The sequence below is a fragment of the Marinobacter sp. SS8-8 genome, assembly GCF_030540945.1.
GTDB lineage: Bacteria > Pseudomonadota > Gammaproteobacteria > Pseudomonadales > Oleiphilaceae > Marinobacter.
Window position 1 is genome coordinate 66,772 of the sequence record NZ_JASSVN010000003.1, and the last position, 23,801, is coordinate 90,572.

Here is a 23,801-nt window from a genome sequence, read left to right on the forward strand (position 1 = left end):
ACTCAGGCTGGCCGCTTCAGCACTCAGCGGTTGGCGAAGTACATGGTGACTTCGAAACCGATCCGCAGATCCTCATAGGCTGGTTTGGTCCACATAATGCTTACCCCTGTTGTCGTAATTGTTAGCGCACTGCGGGTGAATCAACGACATTGCCGATAACCCACCTCTCATCCTAGTTGACGGGGACAGGAGATCAATATGGTACTTTGGCACTGTTTTGGGGCCTCCCCAAGTTGTAATAAGTCCGCGGTCGGCTTAGAACAAAAAAAGGCCCTGGGAAGGGCCAAAGACGTCAAGGTGCACATCCGGTGTGCCGACTCACAGGCGGGCCGGTGCGGAGAGGCCCGCCTGCCGCTCAGAGAATCAGAAAAAACCCAGTGGGCTGATGTCGTAGCTGACCAGCAGGTTCTTGGTCTGCTGGTAGTGGTCCAGCGCCATCTTGTGGTTTTCACGACCAACACCGGACTTCTTGTAACCACCGAAGGCGGCGTGGGCCGGGTATTGGTGGTAGCAGTTGGTCCACACACGGCCGGCCTCGATGGCGCGGCCCAGGCGGTAGGCACGGTTGATGTCGCGGGTCCACAGGCCGGCACCCAGACCAAACTCGGTGTCGTTGGCGATGGCCAGGGCTTCTTCCTCATCCTTGAAGGTGGTTACACCCACCACCGGGCCGAAGATTTCTTCCTGGAACACACGCATGTCATTCTTGCCTTTCAGCAGCGTGGGCTGGACATAGAAGCCGTTGTTGTACTGGCCTTCCATTTCCTCACGGCCACCACCGGTCAGCACTTCCGCACCTTCCTGCTTGCCGATTTCCAGGTAAGACATGATCTTGTCGAACTGCTCCTTGCTGGCCTGGGCACCCACCTGAACATCGGTATCCAGCGGGTTGCCACGCTTGATGGCCTTGGTGCGCTCAATAACTTTGGCCATGAATTCGTCGTACATGTCTTCCTGAATCAGGGCACGGGAGGGACAGGTGCAAACTTCACCCTGGTTGAAGAATGCCAGCACCAGGCCTTCCACACACTTGTCGATAAATTCCGGCTCGGCCTGCATCACGTCGGAGAAGTAGATGTTGGGGGACTTGCCACCCAGCTCGACGGTAGAGGGGATGATGTTCTCGGCGGCACACTTGAGGATGTGCGAGCCCACCGGCGTGGAGCCGGTGAAGGCAATCTTGGCGATGCGCTTGCTGGTGGCCAGGGCCTGGCCGGCCTCAATGCCGTAACCGTTGACGATATTAACCACGCCCGGTGGCAGCAGGTCGCCAATCAGTTCCATCAGCACCAGGATGCTGGCCGGGGTCTGCTCAGCCGGCTTCATCACGGTACAGTTACCCGCCGCCAGGCAAGGCGCCAGCTTCCACACTGCCATCAGCAGCGGAAAATTCCAGGGAATAATCTGGCCCACAACACCCAGCGGCTCGTGGTAATGATAGGCCACGGTGTTGTTATCGATAGCACTGGAGGTGTCCTCCTGGGCGCGGATACAGCCGGCGAAATAACGGAAGTGGTCCACGGCCAGGGGCAAGTCGGCGTTGATGGTTTCACGCACTGCCTTGCCGTTATCCCAGGTTTCGGCAACCGCCAGCATCTCGATATTCTGCTCAATGCGGTCGGCAATTTTCAGCAAAATGTTGGAGCGCTCGGTGGTAGAGGTCTTGCCCCAGGCCGGTGCGGCCTTGTGTGCCGCGTCCAGGGCAAGATCAATGTCTTCGGCGCCGGAGCGGGGAATCTCACAGATAAGGTCGCCGGTGATCGGTGTGATGTTCTCGAAATACTGACCTTTAACCGGGGCAACCCACTCGCCACCGATGAAGTTCTCGTAACGGGATTTGAAGGAAACGACGGAGCCATCCTTTCCTGGTTGTGCGTAGATCATGGTGTCGACCTCTTGTTGTGTGTGTCGCAAGGCAACGCGGCCTTTCGCGTTTACCCATTCAATGTAGACGCCAAACCCGGAAAGGTGAATGGTGCGATGGAGGCGAAAAACTCCTCCCTTGGTAGTAGATGACCGGAACGCCATGCCAACAGCGACCTGAGGCGCGATACACCCGTCAGAAACCCGTACTGCAGATGCGCCCACCGATGCACAAAAACAGTGCGAATGCCCAAACAGGAAGCAGCCTATGTTGAGCTCAAAAATCCAACCTTATTGAAAACAGAAAGTTACTGATTGGCACGGACTCTGCAAATGATCCATTACGCAGCGAAACGTCGGTTGCTGAAACCACAATCAAAGCGCCACAATCTGACCAATGGTCAACTAGGGTTCCGGTCTGCCAATAACGAATGCAGACGACTGGTCCGAGAGTTGACGACCTTTTCCAAGGTTACACGGCGGGACAAAAGCCCGGGAGGATCGCTCAGTTACTGACGCCTCTCGCTTTTTAATTGCCTAACCAGGAGGAAAAGGCCATGTTGCAAACCGCAACCCCCCTCTACGACGATCTGATTCCCGGCGGATCCCACTGGTCTTTCATCATGCGTCGCGGCCACGTGCTGCGCCTGATCGATGAAACCGGTGGCGCCAACGTCGGCATGTTGATGTACAACCCCGAGAACCCGCTCGAGCGCTACAACATGCCCGATACCCTGAAGAACCAGCACACCTTCTTGCTCACCAAGGGCCATGTCCTGCTTTCGGATATGGGTCGGGTGTTCGCCTCCATCATCCGCGACGACCTGGGCTGGCACGACACCGTCAGCGGCACCTGCAACGCGGATCTTGTGGAGCGGCGCTGGGGCAGGAAGACCTACCAGGAAGCTCACAACCACTGCCATCGCAACGGTTTCACCAGCTTTCTGAACGAACTGGCCAAGTATGGCCTGGGCAAGAAAGACCTGACCGCCAACCTGAACTGGTTCAGCAAGGTGAAAACCGATGACGACGGCAACATGGCCTTTGCCGAAAACCACTCCCACGCCGGCGCCACTGTCGACCTGCGTTTCGAGATGGACACCATCGTGGTGCTGCACACCTGCCCGCACCCGATGAATCCAGCCACCGAGTACCCCAGCCATCCCGTGCGTTACCAGCTCTTCAGGGCGGCACCGGTCACCGATGCCGATCCCTGCAAGACGTCGTCACCGGAGGCCACCCGGGCCTTTGCCAATAACGCCCTGTACCACCTGTTCCAGTAACGGAGGCCGGAGATGATCAAGCATAGTGCATTAAAACCTGAAAACGCCGCCTTCTGCGAAACCGTACCGGCGGGCGAGTATTTCCTGAAAGTAGTGAAGGCCGGCGAGACCGTCCGCATCCTGGACCTGGAAGGCAACCAGGCCGCCGACACCCTGTTCTACAACGCCCACAACCCGACCGAGCGTTACAGCGCCGTCGACACCATCCGCGAGCAGGGCAAGGTTTACCTGACCGCCGGCTCCAAACTGATGTCCTCGGAAAACAACGTGATGCTGGAGATCACCGCCGACACCTGCGGCCGCCACGACACCCTGGGCGGCGCCTGCGCGGCGGAGAGCAACACCACCCGTTATGCCCTTGAGAAAAAATGCATGCACGCCTGCCGGGACAGCTGGTTGGTAGCCGTCACCGAGCACGAAGATCTGGGCATGACCAAGCGGGACATCACCCACAACATCAATTTCTTTATGAACGTTCCTGTCACCGCCGACGGGGGTCTGACCTTTGCCGACGGCATTTCCGATGCCGGCAAGTACGTGGAACTGGAAGCCCGGATGGACGTGCTGGTGATGATTTCCAACTGCCCACAGCTCAACAACCCCTGCAACGGCTGGAATCCGACGCCCATCGAGGTGCTGGTATGGAGCTGAGCGGCGCCCTCTACAACCCCGACAAAGTCCTGATCGCCAACCGCGGCGCCATCGCCTGTCGGGTGATCCGCACCCTTAGGGCCATGGGCATCATTTCGGTAGCGGTCTACACCGAAGCGGATGCAGACTCCCTGCACGTGCGCCAGGCGGATGAGGCTTACTCGCTGGGTGAAGGCTCGGCGGCAGCGACTTATCTGGACCAGGACAAGCTGTTTGAGGTTATCCGTAAGAGCGGTGCCGGTGCCGTTCATCCGGGTTACGGTTTCCTGAGCGAGAACGCCGATTTTGCCCGGCGCTGTGACGCCGAAGGTGTGGTGTTCCTCGGCCCGACACCAGAGCAGATGGAACAGTTCGGCCTCAAGCATACCGCCCGGGCTCTGGCAGAGACCGCAGGCGTACCGCTGTTGCCCGGTACGGGATTGCTGACGGATCTCAATGAAGCCCTGAAGGCGGCGGAGGCCATCGGCTACCCGGTGATGCTGAAAAGCACCGCCGGCGGTGGCGGCATTGGTATGTCCCGCTGCTACAGCACCGAGGATCTGAGCAAGAGTTTTGAGTCGGTTCAGCGCCTGAGCCAGAACAACTTCAGCAACAGCGGTGTGTTCCTGGAAAAATTCGTGGAACACGCCCGTCATATCGAGGTGCAGTTGTTTGGCGACGGCAAAGGCCAGGTGCTTGCCCTGGGCGAGCGTGACTGCTCGGCCCAGCGCCGCAACCAGAAAGTGATCGAGGAAGCCCCGGCCCCGGGACTGACCGACGACGTTCGTAACTGTATGCACGCCACCGCCCGCCAGTTGGGCGAAAGCATCGCCTACCGCAGTGCCGGCACCGTGGAATTCATCTACGACCCGGACACCAGGGAGTTCTATTTCCTGGAAGTGAATACCCGCTTGCAGGTGGAGCACGGTGTGACCGAGCAAGTGTACAGTGTCGATCTGGTGCGCTGGATGGTGGAGCTGGGCGCCGGCACCCTGGCGGACCTGGCAGAACTGGGCGGCAGCCTCACCGCCTCCGGCCACGCCATTCAGGCCCGGATCTACGCCGAAGATCCCAACAAGGACTTTCAACCTGGTGCCGGGTTGCTCACCAACGTGGCCTGGCCCAACGACGATGGTCTGCGGATTGATACCTGGATTCAGCCGGGCACGGAAGTGTCCCCGCTTTATGACCCCATGCTCGCCAAGGTGATCGTGCATGAGGCCGATCGCGAGTCGGCTCGCCAGCGGCTGATGCAGGCCCTGGATAGCAGCCAGCTCTATGGCATCGAGACCAATCTCAAATACGTGCGCCAGGTTCTGGACGACCGGCGCTTTACCGAGGGCAGGCTGTTTACCCGCACCCTGAATGAATTCGATTACCAGCCTGCCACTGTGGATGTGCTCAGCGGGGGCACCCTGACCACCATTCAGGACTACCCCGGGCGCATCGGCTACTGGGAGATCGGCGTGCCACCCTCGGGGCCATTCGACAGCTACTCTTTCCGACTCGGCAATCGCCTGCTGGGCAACCCGGAAGGGGCATCGGGACTGGAAGTCACCCTGAAGGGGCCTGTACTGACCTTCAACCGCGCCACTCAGATCGCCCTGACGGGCGCCCAACTGGACGCCACGCTGGATGATGAGCCCGTGGCTTTCTGGCAGGTAATCGACGTGCCCGCCGGCGCTACCCTGAAGCTGGGCGCCACCACGGCGGACGGCGCCCGGGCCTACGTGTTGTTCCGCGGAGGACTGGACTGCCCGGAGTACCTGACCTCCTGCAGCACCTTTACGCTCGGCCAGTTCGGCGGCCACTGTGGCCGTGCCCTGCGGGCCGGCGATGTGCTGGCCTTGCCGGATTCCGAGCCAACCGGCATGACCGCCCTGCCTGCCGAACTTAAACCAACCATCGGCAAAACCTGGAAACTGCACGTCACCTATGGGCCCCACGGCGCGCCGGACTATTTTACCGACGAAGACATCAACACCTTCTTCGCCAGCGATTGGGAGATCCACTACAACTCCAGCCGCACGGGCGTGCGCCTGATTGGCCCGAAACCGCAGTGGGCCCGCAGCGATGGCGGCGAGGCGGGCATGCACCCATCCAACATCCACGACAACGCCTACGCCGTAGGTACGGTGGATTTCACCGGAGACATGCCCGTGATCCTGGGTCCGGATGGTCCCAGCCTGGGCGGCTTTGTCTGCCCGGTGACGGTGATCAGCGCCGACCTCTGGAAACTGGGCCAGCTCAAGGCCGGCGACAAGGTGCGGTTTGTACCGGTCAGCCAGGATCAGGCCGTGGCCCTGCGGGAAGCGCTGGATGAGTCCGTAGCCTCGCTGACTGCGGCCACCGCCCATATCACCCCCATTCAACCGGAGACTCCGATCCTTGATGCGTTGACGCCCGAGGAACACGAAACCGGCGTGGTCTACCGGGCCGCCGGCGACAACTACGTGCTGGTCGAATACGGCCCCATGGAGCTGGATATCCGCCTGCGTTTCCGTGCCCACGCACTGATGCTGTGGCTGCGTGAGCAGAGTCACGACTCCATTCTGGAGCTGACCCCCGGCATCCGCTCCCTACAAGTGCACTACGACAGCCAGAAACTGAACCAGCGTACTCTGCTGGATCTGCTGATCGGCGCGGAAAAGGAACTGGAAAAACAGCCCGAGTGGGATGTGCCCGCGCGCATCGTATACCTTCCCTTGTCCTGGGACGATGAAGCCTGCCAGACCGCCATTGCCAAATACATGCAGTCGGTCCGCGAGGACGCGCCCTGGTGCCCGAGCAACCTGGAATTCATTCGCCGTATCAACGGGCTGGACAGCATCGACGAGGTGAAAAAAACGGTGTTCGATGCCAGCTACCTGGTGATGGGCCTGGGCGACGTGTATCTCGGCGCGCCGGTGGCCACACCCCTGGACCCGCGCCACCGGCTGGTGACCACCAAGTACAACCCGGCCCGGACCTGGACCGCAGAGAATTCCGTCGGCATCGGCGGCGCCTACCTGTGCATCTATGGCATGGAGGGCCCGGGCGGCTATCAGTTTGTCGGTCGCACCCTTCAGATGTGGAACCGGTACCGCACCACTGACCTGTTTGAGCCCGGCAAACCCTGGCTGCTGCGTTTCTTCGATCAGGTGCGCTTCTACGAAGTCAGTGCCGAAGAACTGCAACAGATCCGACGGGACTTCCCCAATGGCGACTATCCGATCAAGGTCGAGGAAACCCGTTTCAACCTGAAGGACTACGAGCAGTTTCTGGCCGACAACAACGACGAGATCCAGACCTTCACCGGCAAGCGCAAACAGGCCTTCGACGAGGAACTGCAGCGCTGGATCGAATCCGGCCAGATCAATTTCAGCTCCGAGGCCCCTATCCAGGACACTGGCGAGGACGATATTGCCAACCTGCCAGCCGGCCAGCACGCCGTGGAAAGCCACGTGGCCGGCAACCTGTGGGAGTGCCTGGTCCAGCCCGGCGACACCATCGACGCCCAGCGACCGGTGGCAGTGATTGAATCCATGAAGATGGAAATTGAACTTCTCAGCCCAGTGGCGGGCCGTGTGGTGGACGTGCGCCGGGAAGCCGGCCAGGCGGTATCACCCGGGACGCCGGTGGTGATCGTGGAAGAGACAAACGAGTAATACCAGTAACCATCACAACCTGAAAAAGACCAAACCTGCACACACGGGCAAGACCCGAGGAGAGACACCATGAAAACAACTGACCTGAGCAAACGCCTGGCCGCCGGCGTGTTGACCGCTTCCCTGTCCATGGGGGCTCTCGCTGAGGAAAAGGACTCCTTCAGCATTGCCTGGACCATCTACGCCGGCTGGGTGCCCTGGCAGTATGCCGAAGACTACGGAATCATGAAGAAGTGGGCGGACAAGTACGATATCGAGGTGGATATCGTGCAGGTGAACGACTACATCGAATCCATCAACCAGTACACCGCCGGTCAGTTTGACGGCGTGGTGGCCACCAGCATGGACGGCCTCTCCATCCCGGCGGCCTCAGGCGTGGACACCACCGCCCTGATCGTGGGTGACTATTCCAACGGCAACGATGGTCTGGTGTCGAAGGACACCAAGTCGATTGAGGACCTTGAAGGCGAAACCGTGCACCTGGTGGAGTTGTCCGTTTCCCACTATCTCCTGGTCCGTGCGTTGAACACGGTTGGGCTGGAGGAGCGCGATATCAGCGTGGTGAACATTTCCGATGCCGACCTGGTATCCGCCTTCCAGACCGACGATGTTCGTCATGTCGCCACCTGGAACCCGCTACTGGCGGAGGTGGCAGCCTACCCGGGCGCCACCAAATTGTTCGATTCCAGCCAGATTCCTGGTCACATCAAGGACCTGACTCTGGTGAACTCAGAGACTCTGGAAGATAACCCGAAACTGGGCAAAGCCCTTGTCGGCGCCTGGTATGAAACCATGAGCATTCTGGCTTCAGATTCTGCGGAGGGCGAGGAGGCCCGGGCATTCCTTGGCGAGCTGTCTGGCACAGATCGGGCCGGGTATGAGGCGCAACTGGCTGGCATGAAGATGTTCTGGGAACCGCAGATGTCGGTAGCCTTCATCAATAGCGATGAAACCCGTGAAGCCATGGACAGCGTTCGCCAGTTCTCCTTCGACAAGGGCCTGCTTGGCCAGGGCGCCATGAGCCCGGATTTCGTGGGCATCGAGTTTCCGGATGGTTCAATCATGGGCGACGAAGCCAACGTGAAACTGCGCTTTAACGACAGCTATATGCAGATGGCTGCCGACGGCGAAATCTGAATAAGCCGCATCGTTATCGTTGAACAAACGGGCACGAACATTCGTGCCCGTTTTTGTTTAAACGTCGCGGGTGGGTTGGTGTGGGAACGCCATGCCAAAACACGCTCCTTGCGGCACACCCCTGTGACGCTTGGGCTCCGCCATCCATGGCTCCGCACAGTTTTGGCAAGGCGTTCCCACACCAACTGGCCAATGACCGGAAGTACCGGCAGTTGTTCGAGATTCTGTTGAAAAAACCGAACCCACCGACGGCAATTCTGGGTGTTACTCGGCCGTAACTGAACGTTCCTTCTGAAGTAACCGCTGTTTGCGGTTGAGGCCCCAACGGTAGCCGCCGAGGGAGCCGTCGCTTCGCAATACCCGGTGGCAGGGGATCAGCACGGCGATACGGTTGCGACCGCAGGCGGAGGCCACAGCGCGAACCGCTTTGGGTTCTCCAAGGCGCCTTGCCAGTTCTGTGTAGCTCACCACTTCGCCTTCCCGAACGCTTAACAACAGCTTCCAGACTCTTGTCTGGAAGGCAGTGCCACGAATATCGAGAGGCACGTCAGGGCGCGGTTTGTCTTTGCAAAGGTGTTCATCCAAAGCCCCCATCCAGCTGTCCAGTTCCGGAGACTCACTGGCCTTTGAGTTGACGAGGCGGGCTTTCGGGAATTCCTTCTGCAGTTGCTCATGCAAGGTCTCTTCATCCTCGCCAAATTCGGCAAAGCACACACCCTTGTCGGTGGCGGCCATCATCAGCAGGCCAAGTGCAGTTTGCCGGCAGGCATAGGCGATCATTTCACCTTCGCCGCCTTTCCCATAACGCGACGGCGGCATACCGAGCTGTCGCTCCGGCGCGCCATACACTCGGCTAACCGAGCCAAAGCCAGCATTGTAGATGGCATCGGTGACGGCTTGGCCAGTTCGCAGCGCCTGTTTGAACGCACGCATCCGGAGGGCATCCTGATAGGCCTTTGGCGATAACCCGAAGGTCTCCTTGAATAACCGTTGAAGATGGGAGGCAGACAGCCCGGCAATCTCAGCAAGATCGGCCAGCCTGAGCGGTTCATCGGGACGGCCTTCGATGTATCTGGCCAGGGCCACCATCCGGTCGGCAACCGGGGTTGCGGCTTCGGGTTCTCCCGAAGCAGGGGGCAGCGGATGGCGCTGTGATCTGGGCATGGTTCAGGTCCTGTTTATCCGTCTCTCCACTCGCCCACACTATGCCGTTATCCATCGGTCGCTGCCATCCGTTTCTTGCTGCCCTGGGGGGGCAGAACAGCTATCAGATAACGGTCGGCCTCCCAGGACGACCCGTGGACCTGGTAGCTCGCCCATTCAGGCTGGCCCCTGCTGGAGCGGGCAGGCTCATGACAGTGCACCTCCAACCGCCCTGCACCATATTGGCGCACACTTGCTGCCAGATTCACCCCCGCCTCCCCCGTTATTGCCCGCTTGATGGATCTGGCACGCCATCTGCACTGTTGAGCGCAGACGGTTTTCAAAACCCCGATCCGTTCACAGCACTGTTCACAACATCTCAGGCAGAGCGGCGATCACGAAAGACAAATGGGTGACTAGGGTTCCGGTCCAGGCAGGCACGCAACAGCTACCCGGATGGCTGGTCCGAGAGTTACCGACCTCTGGGAGGTTACACGGCGGGACAAAAGCCCGGGAGACTGAATCGCGAGGGATGCTATTGCCCGCGATAACCTTGCCGTGTTGTGTGACCAGAGGAGACAACCTATGCGACTGATCAACCGCCATCCCGGACGGGCCTCGGCCACCCTGCTGGGCCTGCTGCCCTTCCTACTGATCATGCTGATTTACAGCCTGGCCTCCCAGGAGCGCCTGGCTGAAAACCCCAACGACAAACTGCTGCCTGGCCTGGAACAGATGACCGCTGCGGTTGACCGCATGGCCTTCAAGCCGGACCGCCGCAGTGGCGACTACCTGATGTGGCAGGACACCACCGCCAGCCTGGAACGGCTGGCGGTCGGCGTCGGCATCGCCGCGTCGCTGGCCCTGGTGGTGGGCATTCTCAATGGTGTTCTGCCTCTGGCCAGAGCCAACCTCGCCCCGCTGGTTTCGGCGCTTTCGATGGTGCCGCCTCTGGCCATACTGCCCATACTTTTTATCGTGTTCGGCCTTGGAGAACTCTCGAAAGTCATGCTGATTGTCATCGGCACCGCGCCGATCATGATGCGGGATGTGGCGCAGCGGGTTCGGGAGCTGCCGGGCGAACAGCGGATCAAGATCCAGACCCTGGGCGCGAATTCCTGGCAGGTGATCACCCGGATGGCCCTGCCTCAGGTATTGCCCCGCCTGATCGACGCCGTGCGCCTGAGCCTTGGCCCGGCCTGGCTGTTCCTGATCGCGGCGGAGGCGATTGCGTCTACCGAAGGCCTCGGTTACCGGATCTTCCTGGTGCGGCGCTATCTGGCCATGGATGTGATCCTGCCCTATGTCATCTGGATCACTATTCTCGCCATTGTTATTGATCAGTGTCTGCGCTTAACCAATCGCAGGCTGTTCCCTTGGTATAACGCAGGAGGCCACTGATGAGCCTTATTACTGTCCGGAATCTTTGGAAGGAGTATGGCGACCAGGTGGTCCTGGAAAATCTCAACCTGACCGTTAAACAAGGCGAGTTCTGCACTCTCGTAGGCGCGTCCGGCTGCGGTAAGTCCACTTTCCTGAAGATGCTGCTGGGTCAGGAAACTTCAAGTCGTGGCGAGCTGCTGCTGGAGGGTGAGGCCTTTCCCGGTGAGCCGGACCGGAACCGGGGTATCGTGTTCCAGCGCTACTCGGTGTTCCCGCACCTGACCGTTCGCCAGAACGTACTGTTGGGTCTGGAGCTGGAGCGGAAGCCCTGGCTGGGCAAGCTTTTTGGCAGCGCCCGGCGTGAGGCTCTTGAATGCGTGGATGCCATGCTGGAATCCGTAGGCCTGACGCCCTCGGCAGACAAATGGCCTCACCAACTCTCTGGCGGCATGCAACAGCGGCTGGCCATTGCCCAGTCCCTGGTTATGCGCCCTCGCGTGCTGCTGCTGGATGAGCCCTTCGGTGCCCTGGACCCCGGTATTCGCGGGGATATGCACGACCTGCTGCTGAGGTTGTGGCGGGAGACCGGCACCACCATTTTCATGGTCACCCACGATCTTCAGGAAGGCTTCTATCTGGGCACTCGCCTGCTGGTGTTCGACAAAATCCGCAACGACCCCCACGATCCCCAGGCGTTTGGTGCCACGATTACCTATGATCTTCCGATCGGCCAGACTGACCGCAAACTGTTTGACGACATCAACGAATCCGTTAGCGAAACCGCTCGGCATCAGGCGGCCTGACCGTGTGAACATAAAAGAGGCCGCCCGTGGGCAGCCTCTTTCAGACCGGCAGAACACCGGCGCTTTCGAGGATCAGTTGCTGGCAACGCGATCCTTTGGCAGCTTGAAGGTCCAGACCATACCGCCCTGGTTGAAGTGCTTCACCACCCTGGCAACTTCACCGCCCCACAGCGGAACGGCACCGCCCCAGCCGGAGGCCACGGAGACATACTGCTCGCCGTCCATGGTCCAGGTCACCGGGGTACCGACCACACCGGAGCCGGTATTGAATTTATACAGCTCCTCGCCAGTCCTGGCATCAAAGGCCTTCAGATAGCCCTCCGGGGTGCCGGTGAAGACCAGGTTGCCCGCGGTCGTCATGACACCCCCCCACAGAGGCGCGGTGTTCTGATAACGCCACACTTCCTTGCCGGTTTTCGGATCCATGGCGCGCAGTACGCCGATGTAATCATCATTCGCCGGTTTGATGGTGAAGCCGGCACCCAGGAACGCCGCACCCTTTTTGTAAGAGACAGGTTCGTTCCAGATGTCCATGGACCACTCGTTGGACGGCACATAGAACAGGCCGGTGTCCTGGCTGTAGGCCATGGGCATCCAGTTCTTGCCGCCCAGGAACGCGGGCTGTGCAACCACGACTTCACCCTTGGTTCCTTCCGTGGCGGAAGGATCGCCGGGCCGTCCTCCCTCTTTGAAGATCGGGCGACCGGTCTTCGGATCGAGGCCTTCCGCCCAGGTGATCTTGTCGACAAACGGGAAGCCACGGATGAAATCGCCGTTCTCACGGTTCAACACGTAGAAGAACCCGTTACGATCCGCGGTTGCCGCCGCTTTCACGGTTTTGCCGTTTTCCTGGTAGTCGAAGGAGATCAGCTCGTTGACACCGTCATAGTCCCAGCCGTCATGGGGCGTGGTCTGGAAGTGCCACTTGATACTGCCGTCATCCGGATTGATCGCCAGACGGGAAGACGAGAACAGGTTGTCACCCGGGCGCAGGTGCGAGTTCCAGGGAGCCGGGTTGCCGGTGCCGAAGAACAGGGAGTCGGTGTCCGGATCGTAGGTGCCGCCCAGCCAGGTGGCCGCGCCGCCGTTTTTCCACATATCGCCCGGCCAGGTTACGCCAGCCTTGCCGCCGGAAATACCGTTCTCGATGGCCTTGCCATCCTTGTAGACATAGCCCATGTGACCTTCAACGGTCGGGCGAGTCCAGAGTAAATCACCGGTATTCGGGTCATAGGCTTCCACCTTGCCGACAATACCGAACTCACCGCCGGAAACACCGGTGATCAGTTTGCCCTTAACCACGATGGGAGCGGCGGTAATGGCGTAGCCGGCCTGGTAATCCGCCACCTTCTTGATCCACATCGGCTTGCCGGTGTCCTTGTTCAGGGCAACGAGTTTGGCATCCAGGGTGCCGAAGATAACCTTGTCGCCATACAGGGCGACACCCCGGTTAACCACATCACAACAGGGCATGATGCCATCCGGCAGGCGGGCGTCGTACTGCCAGATTTCCTCGCCGGTCCTGGCGTCGATGGCGTAGACACGGGAATAGGAGGCGGTTACGTACATCACGCCGTCCTTGATCATCGGCTGCGATTCCTGGCCGCGCATTTTCTCGCTGCCGAACGAGAAGGCCCATACTGGCTGCAAATACTGGATGTTGCTGGTGTTCAGATCGTCCAGGGTGCTGAAGCGCTGGCCCTGGGTGCCCATCCCGTAACTGACAATGTCGCCCGGCGTTTTGTGATCATTCATGATGTCTTCGTCGGTGACCGCGTAGGCCCCGTACGACACCGCCAGCGCCAGGGTGCTGGCGGCAATGCGAATCCCGAACTTGTTCGATCTCATGGTTGCGCTCTCCAAGTCTCTTGTTTTCGGTTCTTTTGTGTTCGTTTCAGGTCAGGGCGAACCGGGAACTTTTCCCGCCTCTGGTACGATTCTTCGCCTTGGCGGGTAAACCAGCAATTACCCCCCGGAACAGGTTTTCTCATCACTTGGTCGTACTACCTGAAAGAAACCGCCCGCCGGGGAGTTGACAGGCTGCAAGATCAGAGTTCACCCTCGGCCCGGGCGATGGCCTGCCGGTCCAGAAACTCCCGGTAGTAATCGGGCACGCTGTAGCGCAGTTGCTGGCTGGCAAACAGTTCGTTCAGCTCGCCACTCTTGACCAGCTTGTCGACAATGGCTTCCAGGGCATACCCCAACTGCCGGTGGGTGTGTTTGATGGCCATACCCACATCCCACGCCTGCTTGCCTATGCCGGGAAAACCATTACCCGCGGCTTTGAAACCAGCGTTTTCGGGTCTGGCCAGCTCATGATCGATTTCAGCCCGCATGCCCATCACGGCGCTGATCTCGCCCTCTCGCATGGCGCTGAACGCATCACGCACCTTGGGGTAATGCCGGACCTGCTCACGCATTCGCCCGCGCAGTCCGGAGGAAAGGTAGAAGTCCGGAAGGGTATCGATCTCAACGCCGATCGGGTGATACTGGAAAACAGCGATGGTTTCCACCGAATCCAGTTTTTCCGGGTTGAAGGCGACCTGCCAGGTTTCCCGCTGGTAGGGACCGAACAGAACCACCTGTTCGTTGATGTATTCACCCGTGGAATCCTGCATGTAGGCATACTCCTTATCGTAAGGAACCCGCAGCATGACATCGGCCAGCCGTTGTTTGGCCAGGTAATGACCCTTCCAGACATTGTTCCGCAGGTCGTCCCCCAGATTTTCATCCGGAGTGATCCAGTGCACTTTGAATTCGACCCCCATTGCTCCGGCAATTCGTCGCCCGAGCTCGACATCAATCCCTCTGGGCTCGCCATCAACTTCATAGGAATAGGGGGGGAAGTTTTCGTAGACGCCCACTTTCAGGTAGCCGGACTCAAGGATAATGTCGTAGGTTCTCTGCGCCGGCCGGTTCAGGAGCTTGTCGCCGTCGTCAACCTCCTGGGCCAGGGCAATCTGTGTGAGAAGCAGCACAGCAAGAATTCCAGACAGTAGTTTCATTGTTATCTCCCAACGACAACAGGCCGGCGCAGGGCCGGCCTGGGTTCAGGCATGGATAAGACGGAGGCGGCGCCATTACTCCGGCTTCGGCAGCGATTCCAGATAGCTGCGAATGGCCCACATGGCGTTCTGGTCGAGGCTTTTCTTCCAGGAGGGCATTCCCCGGGCAGTTCCGTTACGAACACGGCCAATAAAGTACTCGTCATCCCATTCGGTGAGCTCGCGAAGATCCGGTGTCAGGCCACCCGACATGGCGCGGATACCATGGCAGCCGGCGCAGTTGCCTGCGTAGGCACTCTCGCCGATTTCAACGGCCTGGGCATTGAACTCGCCGTATTCATTGCCCTCACGGAACGGATTCTCGGTCCTTACTTCGTCACCGAGTTCCGGCAGGTTGCCTGTATCCACTTCCTGTGGTGTGACATTGCCATGTGCAAAGACCAGACCCGCCAGGCCAAGCATGGCCGAGGCCATCAATGCTTTCAGTGAAAAGGACGTTGCCATTGGTGCTACCTCTGTTATTGGATTCCCCATGGTTGGCGATTGGATTTGTCGGGAGCCAACTCGCTGACTTTCAGTCTAGGAACCCCCGCGCCCGATCCGAATGCCACTTTGGCGTTTTTGACGTAGTTCCTTGGTAGTAGGCGGCAGGTGTCTGCCCGGAAAACTCCTCCTTTGGTACTGTCTGATTCCTACTTTCAGAATATTCCCGCCCGCACTTACCTGCCCTAAGCTCACAGGCAAGACGACAAAAACATGGGGTATCTTCATGCCGTTTCGCCACCTGGCAGTTCTGACAGGGTTGCTGGCCGCCAGCCTCATGTCCCCGGGCGTGTCGGCAGAGCCTCTCGACATAAAAATTGGTTACATCCAGTGGGTTCCAGACCAGGGACCGGTGCTCTCGAACGTGATCCCCGAGCCAGAAGACGCGGGTCTGCGGGGCGCCGAGCTGGCCATTGGCGACAACAGCACCACCGGCAAGTTCCTGGGCCAGAGCTATTCGCTCTGGAGTGAAGTGGCCGATTCCGAAGAAACTGCCGTTGCAGCCTTTGGTGCCATGCGCCAGAACGGCATTGAGCTGTTTGTGGTGAATGCGCCGGCCCAAACCCTGAACACCATCGTGGGAAAAGCCGGTGACAACACACTGATTTTCAATGCCGGTGCCAGCGACGATGCCCTGCGCACCGCTCAGTGCCACGTCAACCTCCTGCACACCATTCCTTCCTACGCCATGCTGACCGACGCCCTGGGCCAGTGGCTGAGCCAGCGACGCTGGAAAGAAGTATTCCTGATTACCGGCCCCACCGGGGCCGACAAAGGCTGGGCGGATGCCTTCCGCCGCTCCGCCAGACGCTTTGGCCTGGAGATTGTTGAAGACAAGCCCTGGACCTTTGACGCCGACCTTCGCCGCACCGCCTCCAGGGAACTGCCGCTGTTTACCCGGGGCGATGACTACGATGCCGTGGTAGTGGCGGATGTGCGGGGTGATTTCGGTGAATACGTGCCGTTTAACACCTGGTTGCCAAGACCGGTGGTGGGCACCCAGGGCATGATGCCGGTGACCTGGCACCGGGTGGTGGAAAGCTGGGGGGCCGCGCAGTTGCAGAATCGGTTCAGGGAACTCGCCGGCCGTGACATGAACAGCGAGGATTATGCCGCCTGGGCCGCCGTTCGCTCCATTGGCACAGCGGTAACGGATCTTGACAGTGCGAACCCCGCCGAGATCCGCAACTTCCTGTTCAGCGACAACTTCCAACTGGCTGCCTTCAAAGGCCGAAAGCTCACCTATCGTGACTGGAACGGCCAGCTACGCCAGCCAATCCCGCTGGTGCACCCCCGCGGACTGGTAGCACGAGCCCCGTTCGAGAGTTTCCTGCACCCAACCACCACCATGGACACGCTCGGCTTCGACAAGCCCGAGAGCGAGTGCCGAATCAACGGCTGACCGCTTTGGCGGCCTCCCGAAAACAAGAAGGAGTTACACCGTGACATCCCTGTTCCGACACACCGCCCTGGCCGCCATGATCGCCCTCTCGACACCGGCAGCACTGGCCAGCCTGGCCTACGTATCCAATGAAAAGGACAACACCCTCTCGGTCATTGATACCGAGTCCATGGAAGTCGTCGACACCATCAGGGTGGGCGCCCGGCCCCGGGGCATCCTCCTGTCCAGGGACTACACCAGGCTGTACATCTGCGCCAGCGACGACGACACCGTGCAGGTGCTGGACCTGGCAACCCGCAAGATCATCGATACCCTGCCTTCCGGAGAGGATCCCGAGCAGATCGCCCTACATCCAAACAACAGGCACCTTTACATTGCCAACGAAGACGACGCCATCGTCACTGTCCTGGACGTCAACTCCAAAGAGATCCTGGCCCAGATTGATGTAGGCGTGGAACCGGAAGGCATGGCGGTGAGCCCGGACGGCAAGTGGGCGGTCAACACCTCCGAAACCACCAGCATGCTGCACTGGATCAACACCGAGACCTTCGAGATCGAAAAGAACATCGTGGTGGGCCAGCGCCCCCGCCACGTGGAGTTCAGCAGGGACAGCAAGATTGCCTGGGCCTCGGCAGAGATTGGCGGCACCGTGCATATTATCGATGTCGACAACCTGAAACAGATCCATGAGCTATCCTTCAGGGTGCCTGGGGTTAACCAGGACCGGGTGCAGCCGGTGGGCATCGAACTGACCTCCGATGGCAAATACGCCTTCGTCGCCCTCGGCCCTGCCAACCATGTGGCCGTGGTGGATGCCAGGACCTATGAAGTACTGGACTACCTGCTGGTGGGCAGCCGGGTATGGCAACTGGATCTGGACAAGGACGAGAAGCACCTTTACACCACCAACGGTGTCTCAGGTGACGTGTCGGTGATCGACGTGGAGGACCTGAAGGTGATCAAATCCATCAAGGTGGGCCGCTACCCCTGGGGCGTGGTGATCGATCCGACTTCATGACGAACTCATGACTATAGAAGCCCGCAACCTCAGCTTTCGCTACGGCGACAAGCCGGTGCTCAAAGAGGTCAGCTTCGCGCTGACCTCGGGCCGTTTCCATGCCCTGCTCGGGCCCAACGGCGCTGGCAAGTCCACCCTGTTCGGCCTTTTGACCCGACTACTGGCGTTGCAGCAGGGGGATATCCTGCTGGCCGGCCAGTCCCTGAAAAAGCAGCCGGCCGAGGCCATGCGCAAGATCGGGGTGGTGTTCCAGCAGAACGCCCTGGACCTGGACCTGACCGTGCGCCAGAACCTGCAGTACCACGCCGCCTTGCACGGACTGTCCCGCAAGGAAGCCCGGGCGCGGGGCGACCGGGAACTGGCGCGCTTCGGGTTGCTGGACCGGGCCAACGATGCCGTCCGCCAGCTCAATGGCGGTCACCGCCGGCGGGTGGAGATTGCCCGGGCGCTACTCCATGAACCCTCTCTTCTGTTGCTGGATGAACCGACCGTGGGTCTGGACGTGGCCAGCCGCAAGGCACTGAATGAGCACGTGCGCACCCTTTGTGACGAGGACGGCCTGACCGTGCTCTGGGCCACGCACCTGATTGAGGAGGTTCGCGAGGACGACCGGGTGCTGATCCTGCACCAGGGCCAGTTGCTGGCCGACGGTACCGGACACGCCATCTGCCGGGCCCAAGGCACCCGGGATCTGGCGGAAACCTTCCATTCCCTGACCGGAGCCGGATAACCATGAAAGCTGCCCATTACTGGCACTGTTTTGTCGGCATACAGACTCGCGAGTGGCTGCGGTTCTGGCAGCAGCGCACCCGGTTTGCCAGTGCCCTGGTGCGCCCGCTGCTGTGGCTGGTGGTGTTTGCCGCGGGCTTCCGGGCGGTACTGGGGATTTCCATCATCCCGCCCTACCAGACCTACATCACCTACCAGACCTACATCGCCCCCGGCCTGTGCGGCATGATCATCCTGTTCAACAGCATGCAGGGGGCGTTATCCATGGTGTATGACCGGGAGCTGGGCAGCATGCGGGTGTTGCTGATGAGCCCGCTGCCCCGGCCATTTTTGCTGGTGACCAAGCTGCTGGCGATGGGGGTGGTGTCGGTCGGGCAGGTTTATGTGTTCCTGCTGCTGGCACTGCTGGTGGACGTGGAGCCGCCGTTGTGGGGGTATCTTGCGGTGTTGCCGGCGCTGGTGCTGGCCAGTCTTATGCTGGGGGCCATGGGGTTACTGATTGCCACCTGGATCAAGCAGTTGGAAAACTTTGCCGGGGTGATGAATTTTGTCATTTTCCCGATGTTCTTCCTGTCATCGGCCCTGTATCCGCTCTGGCGGATGAATGAGGCCAGCCCCTGGCTGTACTGGATCAGCCAGTTCAACCCGTTTACCCATGCGGTGGAGGCGATCCGCTTCTCGCTGTACCTGGAGTGGAATCCGATGGCTTATGGGATTACGGCGGGTGTCACTATCATTCTTGCGCTACTGGCTACAGCAGGTTTTCGCCCGCAACGCACGAAAATTCTGGACGGAAAACCCTCATAGTGTCTGGGGCAGCTGTCGGCCAGGGCTTTCCAAAACTGTGCGGAGCCAGGGATGGCGAAGCCCAAGCGTCACATGGATGTGCCGCAAGGAGCGTGTTTTGGAAAGCCCTGGCCGACAGCTGACTTGCACTGATTCAGGAGCCAGTTGGATCGAGGCTGCGAAGCTTCCCAAGAACCCCATCAACCAATCCTGGCTCACCCACTGCATCATCCCACTGCAACCGCGCCGGTTTGCCGTCCAGGTACCAAAGTCGGTTTGCCAATATCTCGGCGTCACCACCATCGTGGGTAACACAGATCATCGCCATTTCCGGGTGAGCATCCAGAATGCCGGCGATCAGTGTTTTCAGCTCGCCCGCCATTACCGGGTCCAGTGACGCAAAGGGTTCGTCCAGTAACAGCAAGTCCGGCATCACCGCCAGGCAACGTGCCAGGGCAGCCCTCCTGGCCATGCCAAGAGAAAGCTGATCCGGCAAGTAGTGACCGTAACCGGAGAGACCAACCTGGCTTAGCAAATTTTCGGCTTCCTGCCCGGTTGCACCGACCAGACGGAGGTTGGTATTCAGGGTTCGCCACGGCAGCAGGCGGTGTTCCTGGAACAGGTAACCCACCCTGAGCCTGTCGCGTCCGATGACCGCATCGTCCGGTATCGATCTGTCGAGGCCCGCAATGGCGTTCAGCAACGTGGTCTTGCCAATACCGGAAGGCCCCAGCAGACAGATGCGGTCACCTCGTTCTATGGTGGCGAACACTTCGCCCAGCACAGGCTGGTCGAAATCCCGGCCGGCGATTCTGAGTTCAAGCATGGGCAGCCCCCGGCTGGCGCCAACGGCTTGAACGGCGTTCCAGGGGCTGGAGGATGGCCAGCTCGATGAGCTGAACCACGGCAATAAACGCAAGGCTGTAGGCAAGGATGGCGGCAACGTCGAAGACCTGGAAGGCCATGTACAGCTGGAAGCCAACGCCGCTGGAACGGCCGAGCAGTTCGACCACCAGGACGATTTTCCAGATCAGGGCCAGGCCACCGCGGGTGGCGGCCATCAGGTAGGGAAACAGTTGCGGCACCCAGACTTCGCGAAATCGCTGCCAGCGGGTGAAGTTGTAGACGGTGGCCATTTCTTCAAGGCGATAATCCAGACTGCGAGCCCCTTCCCGGACGGTGACGGCGACGTTGGGGACCTTGTTGATGACTACGGCCATCACGGCGGCCACTTCCACCAGGCCGAACCAGACGTACATCAGGATGATGGTGACCAGCGCTGGCAGGTTCAGCATCAACACCAGCAGGGGATCGAACAGGGCGTTGGTGGTTCGTGACCGGCCCATCACGATGCCGATGGCGGTGCCAAGAAGCATGGCGAGAACAAAGGCCACCAGGACACGCCCAAGGGTCGCACCCAGATGGTGCCAGAGTTCGCCGGAGGTGGACTCCCTTATCAGGGTGTCGAGCACATCCAGGGGCGTGGGCAGGAGTGGAGACTGGATAAACCAGGCAATCCATGCCCAGAGCAGGACAAACGAAGGCAGAACCACCCAGTAACTCCAGGCCGGCGGGCGGCCGGAGCGGGTGTTCACGGTTGTCTCCGGTAGAACAGCTCCGACGGCATCAGGTTGCCTGGGTCCGCCCCGGTGAGCGCCAGCAACCGATATAGGTCAGTAATTCGCTGGTCCGTGAGAGGCGCGGGCGTGCCGGCGACAAAACCTTTGCGCAGTGCCGTGAAAACGCCCTCTTGCGGGCTGCCCATCAGGGGCCGCAACCGCTGCCAGTGGGATTTGTCCGCCGCCAGTTCGGCTTTTGCCTGCTGCAGGGACCCGGCGAAGCGATCCAGCAACGGCCCCTGGTTTTCAGCCCAGCCCGCCGGGAACACATAGCCCAAAACCGGGAGGTTCCGGTCCAGATTCATGGCGATGAGCAGGTCGGCCATACCGAACGCGGAGCGCCAGCCGCCCTCTCCCTTCAGGCGGGCCGAAAAATGCCAGTAGGTGACGATCGCATCCACCTGGCCGCGCTTCAGGGCCTGGCTCAGCAGGGGTGGGGCGGCGAACTGGACCTCGGTGGATTGTGCCAGGTTGATCCCTTGGAGCGCGGCCACGTTCTGCAACAGTATCCAGCCTTTGCTGTCCGGCCCGCCAGCCACGCCGATGCGTTTGCCGGCCAGGTCGGCCACCGAACCGATAGCAGAGTCGCCGGCAACCACAATGTCGCCAATCCGGGAAGAGAACGGCACATAGAGATAGGGCGTGCCGGCCTGGAACCGGGACTGCGCCCACAGCAGGTCGGCCACCGCGCCGTTCACCGACTGGCTGGTGACCGCCAGGTGGGAAGCCGGTAGATTGGCAACGAGCTTCAGCTTGAGCTGGTAGCCGTTCTCGCGGTCCAGCCCCCGGTGAAGGATATGGTCCAGTTCCCAGTGCGCGGTGCCAAACTGCAGGACACTGACAGACAGCACCGGCAGCTCTTCAGGGTCACCGTCACTGCCATGGGCGGGACTCATCAGTAAGGACAGAAGCAATAGCGCGGCGATGACCACCCGGACAAAACGGGCCGCAGTCGGAAAGGATTGAAGAACTGACTTTATTGTTGGCTGTTGATTCATCCCTCCACGATACGAACCCCGCAGCCGGGCAAGAATAGTACTTTGGTGCCTGTTTTTTGGTGCGATGGTCGCATTCAACCCGGGACGAAGATCGCGTGTAATGAAATCATCACAATAATAACCAGAGGATCGGCACCGACTCCGTCGATCCCCTGCACAGGAGGCCGCCATGTTGGACGAGCTCGATGCCACACTCTCTTCCGAAAACCGCTATCATGATGCGGAAGCCAACCCCGGCAATGACAACAAACAGGTAGAGACATCCATGGAGCCGGCTTACAAGATCCTGATTGCCGACGACCACCCGCTCTTCCGCGAAGCCATCAGCAGCGTGATTGCTTCCGGCTTTGCGGGCAGCGAGATCATCGAAACCGCTGATCTGGACAGTGCCCTGGAAATCACCCGTGAAAATGACGACCTGGACCTGATCCTGCTGGACCTGAACATGCCCGGCATGCACGGGTTGACCGGCCTGATCACGCTACGTAATGAAGCGCCCACTATTCCGGTGGTGATTGTCTCCGCGGAAGAAGACAAACAGGTGGTGTTGCAGGCCATAACCTACGGCGCCTGCGGGTTCATTACCAAGTCCTCTCCCCGGGCCCAGATGACCGAAGCCCTCCAGCAGATCCTGAACGGCAATGTGTATCTGCCCTCCGACATCATCCGCACCGGCAAGGAAAGCAGTAACCGCCGCAGCCGGCATGAAGACAACCCGATATCGCCGGAACTGCTGAACTCCCTCACCCGCCGGCAGTTGCTGGTGCTGGAACGCATGTCCAAGGGAGAGTCCAACAAGCAGATCGCCTACAACCTGAACATCGCCGAAACCACGGTGAAGGCCCATGTCTCGGCCATTCTGCGCAAGCTTGGCGTGCATAACCGGGTTCAGGCGATTCTTTCCGCCAGTGATGTCGATTTCAGTCAGTATCTGAAGCGCTGACCAATAAGCGGTGACTAGCAGAATCTGCGCTATACATTGAGCAGGCGGATCAGTTCCGGCTCGACCATGACCGCATCCACGCCAGGCCCGCCCGGGTATCGGCAGCCGGCCGGTACTCACAGCCAACCCAGTCCCGGTAGCCAAGAGCCTCCAATCGCGAAAGAACATTGGGATAACAAACTTCTCCGGTATCCGGTTCATGGCGCTCGGGAACACCCGCGATTTGCACGTGACCAATATGATGAAACTGCCGTTCCAGATGGCGAATAAGGTCGCCCTCCATGATCTGGCAGTGATAGATATCAAACTGGAGACGCAAATTATCGGCACCGACGGCCTTGATCACCGCCATGGCTTCCGCCTGCCGCGACAGGAAATAACCCGGCATATCACGATGGTTGATCGGCTCGATGAGCAGGTCCAGTCCTGCTTTTGCCGCCTCCCGGGTGGCAAAACGGAGGTTTTCCAGATAGGTGGCTCGATGCGCTTCCAGAGTGTCGCGGTCCGCACCCTGGGGAGTCAGGCCAGCCATGGCGTGGATACGCGGGCAGTTCAGGACATCGGCATATCGCACTGCCTCGTACACCGATTGGCGAAAGTCCGCCTCCCGGCCCGGCAAACTCGCCAGCCCCCGCTCTCCAGCCTCCCAATCGCCCGGAGGCAGATTGAACAGCACCTGCTCAAGCTGTGCGTCTTTCAGCAGGTGGGCAAGCTCTTCCGGGGCATAGGCGTACGGGAACAGGTATTCAACCCCGTTAAAGCCAGCGTCGGCTGCCGCCCTGAAGCGGTCAGGAAAATCATGCTCCTGAAAAAGCATGCTGAGGTTCGCGGCCAGTCTGATCATGATCAATCCTCGTTTTCTGCTCAGT

At 60.0% G+C, this 23,801-nt stretch carries 21 protein-coding genes and 2 riboswitches; of the genes, 11 read left to right on the forward strand and 10 right to left on the reverse strand.

Going from position 1 to position 23,801, the window contains the following annotated elements; all coding sequences use genetic code 11:
- Positions 1 to 23: 23 nt before the first annotated feature.
- Positions 24 to 95 (reverse strand): pyrroloquinoline quinone precursor peptide PqqA, encoded by a 72-nt coding sequence (gene pqqA / locus QPL96_RS04150; RefSeq protein ID WP_007153157.1) that lies wholly within the window; start codon positions 93 to 95, stop codon positions 24 to 26.
- Positions 96 to 363: 268 nt separating this feature from the next.
- Positions 364 to 1,884, reverse strand: a complete 1,521-nt coding sequence (locus tag QPL96_RS04155; RefSeq protein ID WP_303285762.1) for an aldehyde dehydrogenase family protein — start codon at positions 1,882 to 1,884, stop codon at positions 364 to 366.
- A 373-nt stretch (positions 1,885 to 2,257) separates the two neighbouring features.
- A riboswitch (guanidine-I (ykkC/yxkD leader) is annotated at positions 2,258 to 2,364 on the forward strand.
- Between the two features lie 56 nt (positions 2,365 to 2,420).
- Between QPL96_RS04155 and QPL96_RS04160 the strand changes: the two genes are divergently transcribed.
- The 4 genes from QPL96_RS04160 to QPL96_RS04175 all read left to right on the forward strand — a co-directional run bounded on the left by QPL96_RS04160 (position 2,421) and on the right by QPL96_RS04175 (position 8,560).
- A complete protein-coding gene (locus QPL96_RS04160; RefSeq protein WP_303285763.1) occupies positions 2,421 to 3,146 on the forward strand; it encodes an urea amidolyase associated protein UAAP1 in 726 nt (241 codons plus the stop codon).
- A 12-nt stretch (positions 3,147 to 3,158) separates the two neighbouring features.
- Entirely contained in the window at positions 3,159 to 3,797 is a 639-nt protein-coding gene (locus QPL96_RS04165; protein ID WP_303285765.1) for an urea amidolyase associated protein UAAP2, read from the forward strand.
- Positions 3,788 to 7,423 (forward strand): urea carboxylase, encoded by a 3,636-nt coding sequence (uca, locus tag QPL96_RS04170; RefSeq protein WP_303285766.1) that lies wholly within the window; start codon positions 3,788 to 3,790, stop codon positions 7,421 to 7,423. The genes QPL96_RS04165 and uca overlap by 10 nt, the downstream gene beginning before the upstream one ends.
- 69 nt (positions 7,424 to 7,492) lie before the next feature.
- Positions 7,493 to 8,560, forward strand: a complete 1,068-nt coding sequence (locus QPL96_RS04175) for a putative urea ABC transporter substrate-binding protein (protein WP_303285767.1) — start codon at positions 7,493 to 7,495, stop codon at positions 8,558 to 8,560.
- Positions 8,561 to 8,824: 264 nt separating this feature from the next.
- Here the strand turns inward: QPL96_RS04175 and QPL96_RS04180 are convergent, their stop codons facing one another.
- Positions 8,825 to 9,724 carry a bifunctional transcriptional activator/DNA repair enzyme AdaA gene (locus QPL96_RS04180; RefSeq protein ID WP_303285769.1) on the reverse strand — a complete coding sequence of 300 codons (900 nt, stop codon included), beginning with the start codon at positions 9,722 to 9,724 and terminating at the stop codon, positions 8,825 to 8,827.
- 384 nt (positions 9,725 to 10,108) lie between these two features.
- Positions 10,109 to 10,222: riboswitch (guanidine-I (ykkC/yxkD leader) on the forward strand.
- 66 nt (positions 10,223 to 10,288) lie between these two features.
- On the opposite strand from QPL96_RS04180, the gene QPL96_RS04185 reads away from it, so the two are divergent.
- Positions 10,289 to 11,104, forward strand: coding sequence for an ABC transporter permease (locus QPL96_RS04185; protein ID WP_303285771.1), 816 nt, complete (start codon positions 10,289 to 10,291; stop codon positions 11,102 to 11,104).
- Positions 11,104 to 11,889 carry an ABC transporter ATP-binding protein gene (locus QPL96_RS04190; RefSeq protein ID WP_303285772.1) on the forward strand — a complete coding sequence of 262 codons (786 nt, stop codon included), beginning with the start codon at positions 11,104 to 11,106 and terminating at the stop codon, positions 11,887 to 11,889. Before QPL96_RS04185 ends, QPL96_RS04190 begins: the two co-directional genes overlap by 1 nt.
- Before the next feature lie 72 nt (positions 11,890 to 11,961).
- Here QPL96_RS04190 and QPL96_RS04195 read toward each other — a convergent pair whose 3' ends face one another.
- The 3 genes from QPL96_RS04195 to pedF form a co-directional block, all read right to left on the reverse strand.
- The gene (locus tag QPL96_RS04195) at positions 11,962 to 13,737 is read right to left on the reverse strand and encodes a PQQ-dependent methanol/ethanol family dehydrogenase (protein ID WP_303285774.1); all 1,776 of its coding nucleotides are present in this window, start codon (positions 13,735 to 13,737) and stop codon (positions 11,962 to 11,964) included.
- Positions 13,738 to 13,937: 200 nt separating this feature from the next.
- Positions 13,938 to 14,894: an ABC transporter substrate-binding protein gene (locus tag QPL96_RS04200; protein ID WP_303285775.1), complete on the reverse strand. Its 957-nt coding sequence runs from the start codon at positions 14,892 to 14,894 to the stop codon at positions 13,938 to 13,940.
- Positions 14,895 to 14,969: 75 nt separating this feature from the next.
- Complete coding sequence (pedF, locus tag QPL96_RS04205) at positions 14,970 to 15,398, reverse strand: cytochrome c-550 PedF (RefSeq protein WP_303285777.1); 429 nt, start codon at positions 15,396 to 15,398, stop codon at positions 14,970 to 14,972.
- 265 nt (positions 15,399 to 15,663) lie between these two features.
- On the opposite strand from pedF, the gene QPL96_RS04210 reads away from it, so the two are divergent.
- The 4 genes from QPL96_RS04210 (at position 15,664) to QPL96_RS04225 (ending at position 19,393) form a co-directional block, all read left to right on the forward strand.
- Positions 15,664 to 16,839 (forward strand): ABC transporter substrate-binding protein, encoded by a 1,176-nt coding sequence (locus QPL96_RS04210; protein WP_303285778.1) that lies wholly within the window; start codon positions 15,664 to 15,666, stop codon positions 16,837 to 16,839.
- A 76-nt stretch (positions 16,840 to 16,915) separates the two neighbouring features.
- Positions 16,916 to 17,857 (forward strand): YVTN family beta-propeller repeat protein, encoded by a 942-nt coding sequence (locus QPL96_RS04215; RefSeq protein ID WP_303286129.1) that lies wholly within the window; start codon positions 16,916 to 16,918, stop codon positions 17,855 to 17,857.
- A gap of 7 nt (positions 17,858 to 17,864) precedes the next feature.
- The gene (locus QPL96_RS04220) at positions 17,865 to 18,587 is read left to right on the forward strand and encodes an ABC transporter ATP-binding protein (protein ID WP_303285779.1); all 723 of its coding nucleotides are present in this window, start codon (positions 17,865 to 17,867) and stop codon (positions 18,585 to 18,587) included.
- Between the two features lie 2 nt (positions 18,588 to 18,589).
- Positions 18,590 to 19,393, forward strand: a complete 804-nt coding sequence (locus QPL96_RS04225) for an ABC transporter permease (RefSeq protein WP_303285780.1) — start codon at positions 18,590 to 18,592, stop codon at positions 19,391 to 19,393.
- A 133-nt stretch (positions 19,394 to 19,526) separates the two neighbouring features.
- Here QPL96_RS04225 and QPL96_RS04230 read toward each other — a convergent pair whose 3' ends face one another.
- Genes QPL96_RS04230 through QPL96_RS04240 form a run of 3 tightly spaced genes read right to left on the reverse strand, consistent with a single transcriptional unit; the run spans position 19,527 to position 21,887 of the window.
- Positions 19,527 to 20,198 carry an ATP-binding cassette domain-containing protein gene (locus tag QPL96_RS04230; protein WP_303285781.1) on the reverse strand — a complete coding sequence of 224 codons (672 nt, stop codon included), beginning with the start codon at positions 20,196 to 20,198 and terminating at the stop codon, positions 19,527 to 19,529.
- Entirely contained in the window at positions 20,191 to 20,967 is a 777-nt protein-coding gene (locus tag QPL96_RS04235; protein WP_303285782.1) for an ABC transporter permease, read from the reverse strand. The genes QPL96_RS04230 and QPL96_RS04235 overlap by 8 nt, the downstream gene beginning before the upstream one ends.
- Entirely contained in the window at positions 20,964 to 21,887 is a 924-nt protein-coding gene (locus tag QPL96_RS04240; protein ID WP_303286131.1) for an ABC transporter substrate-binding protein, read from the reverse strand. Before QPL96_RS04240 ends, QPL96_RS04235 begins: the two co-directional genes overlap by 4 nt.
- 367 nt (positions 21,888 to 22,254) lie before the next feature.
- On the opposite strand from QPL96_RS04240, the gene QPL96_RS04245 reads away from it, so the two are divergent.
- Positions 22,255 to 22,932: a response regulator transcription factor gene (locus QPL96_RS04245; protein ID WP_303286133.1), complete on the forward strand. Its 678-nt coding sequence runs from the start codon at positions 22,255 to 22,257 to the stop codon at positions 22,930 to 22,932.
- Between the two features lie 49 nt (positions 22,933 to 22,981).
- Here the strand turns inward: QPL96_RS04245 and otnI are convergent, their stop codons facing one another.
- Positions 22,982 to 23,776, reverse strand: coding sequence for a 2-oxo-tetronate isomerase (otnI, locus tag QPL96_RS04250; RefSeq protein WP_303285783.1), 795 nt, complete (start codon positions 23,774 to 23,776; stop codon positions 22,982 to 22,984).
- Positions 23,777 to 23,801: the final 25 nt, after the last annotated feature.

Excerpts from the sequence above, each read along its gene's own strand:
- QPL96_RS04155 (WP_303285762.1), bottom strand. The coding sequence starts at position 1,884 with ATGATCTACGCACAACCAGGAAAGGATGGCTCCGTCGTTTCCTTCAAA.
- QPL96_RS04160 (WP_303285763.1), top strand. The coding sequence starts at position 2,421 with ATGTTGCAAACCGCAACCCCCCTCTACGACGATCTGATTCCCGGCGGA.
- QPL96_RS04165 (WP_303285765.1), top strand. The coding sequence starts at position 3,159 with ATGATCAAGCATAGTGCATTAAAACCTGAAAACGCCGCCTTCTGCGAA.
- uca (WP_303285766.1), top strand. The coding sequence starts at position 3,788 with ATGGAGCTGAGCGGCGCCCTCTACAACCCCGACAAAGTCCTGATCGCC.
- QPL96_RS04175 (WP_303285767.1), top strand. The coding sequence starts at position 7,493 with ATGAAAACAACTGACCTGAGCAAACGCCTGGCCGCCGGCGTGTTGACC.
- QPL96_RS04180 (WP_303285769.1), bottom strand. The coding sequence starts at position 9,724 with ATGCCCAGATCACAGCGCCATCCGCTGCCCCCTGCTTCGGGAGAACCC.
- QPL96_RS04185 (WP_303285771.1), top strand. The coding sequence starts at position 10,289 with ATGCGACTGATCAACCGCCATCCCGGACGGGCCTCGGCCACCCTGCTG.
- QPL96_RS04190 (WP_303285772.1), top strand. The coding sequence starts at position 11,104 with ATGAGCCTTATTACTGTCCGGAATCTTTGGAAGGAGTATGGCGACCAG.
- QPL96_RS04195 (WP_303285774.1), bottom strand. The coding sequence starts at position 13,737 with ATGAGATCGAACAAGTTCGGGATTCGCATTGCCGCCAGCACCCTGGCG.
- QPL96_RS04200 (WP_303285775.1), bottom strand. The coding sequence starts at position 14,894 with ATGAAACTACTGTCTGGAATTCTTGCTGTGCTGCTTCTCACACAGATT.
- pedF (WP_303285777.1), bottom strand. The coding sequence starts at position 15,398 with ATGGCAACGTCCTTTTCACTGAAAGCATTGATGGCCTCGGCCATGCTT.
- QPL96_RS04210 (WP_303285778.1), top strand. The coding sequence starts at position 15,664 with ATGCCGTTTCGCCACCTGGCAGTTCTGACAGGGTTGCTGGCCGCCAGC.
- QPL96_RS04215 (WP_303286129.1), top strand. The coding sequence starts at position 16,916 with ATGATCGCCCTCTCGACACCGGCAGCACTGGCCAGCCTGGCCTACGTA.
- QPL96_RS04220 (WP_303285779.1), top strand. The coding sequence starts at position 17,865 with ATGACTATAGAAGCCCGCAACCTCAGCTTTCGCTACGGCGACAAGCCG.
- QPL96_RS04225 (WP_303285780.1), top strand. The coding sequence starts at position 18,590 with ATGAAAGCTGCCCATTACTGGCACTGTTTTGTCGGCATACAGACTCGC.
- QPL96_RS04230 (WP_303285781.1), bottom strand. The coding sequence starts at position 20,198 with ATGCTTGAACTCAGAATCGCCGGCCGGGATTTCGACCAGCCTGTGCTG.
- QPL96_RS04240 (WP_303286131.1), bottom strand. The coding sequence starts at position 21,887 with ATGAGTCCCGCCCATGGCAGTGACGGTGACCCTGAAGAGCTGCCGGTG.
- QPL96_RS04245 (WP_303286133.1), top strand. The coding sequence starts at position 22,255 with ATGGAGCCGGCTTACAAGATCCTGATTGCCGACGACCACCCGCTCTTC.
- otnI (WP_303285783.1), bottom strand. The coding sequence starts at position 23,776 with ATGATCAGACTGGCCGCGAACCTCAGCATGCTTTTTCAGGAGCATGAT.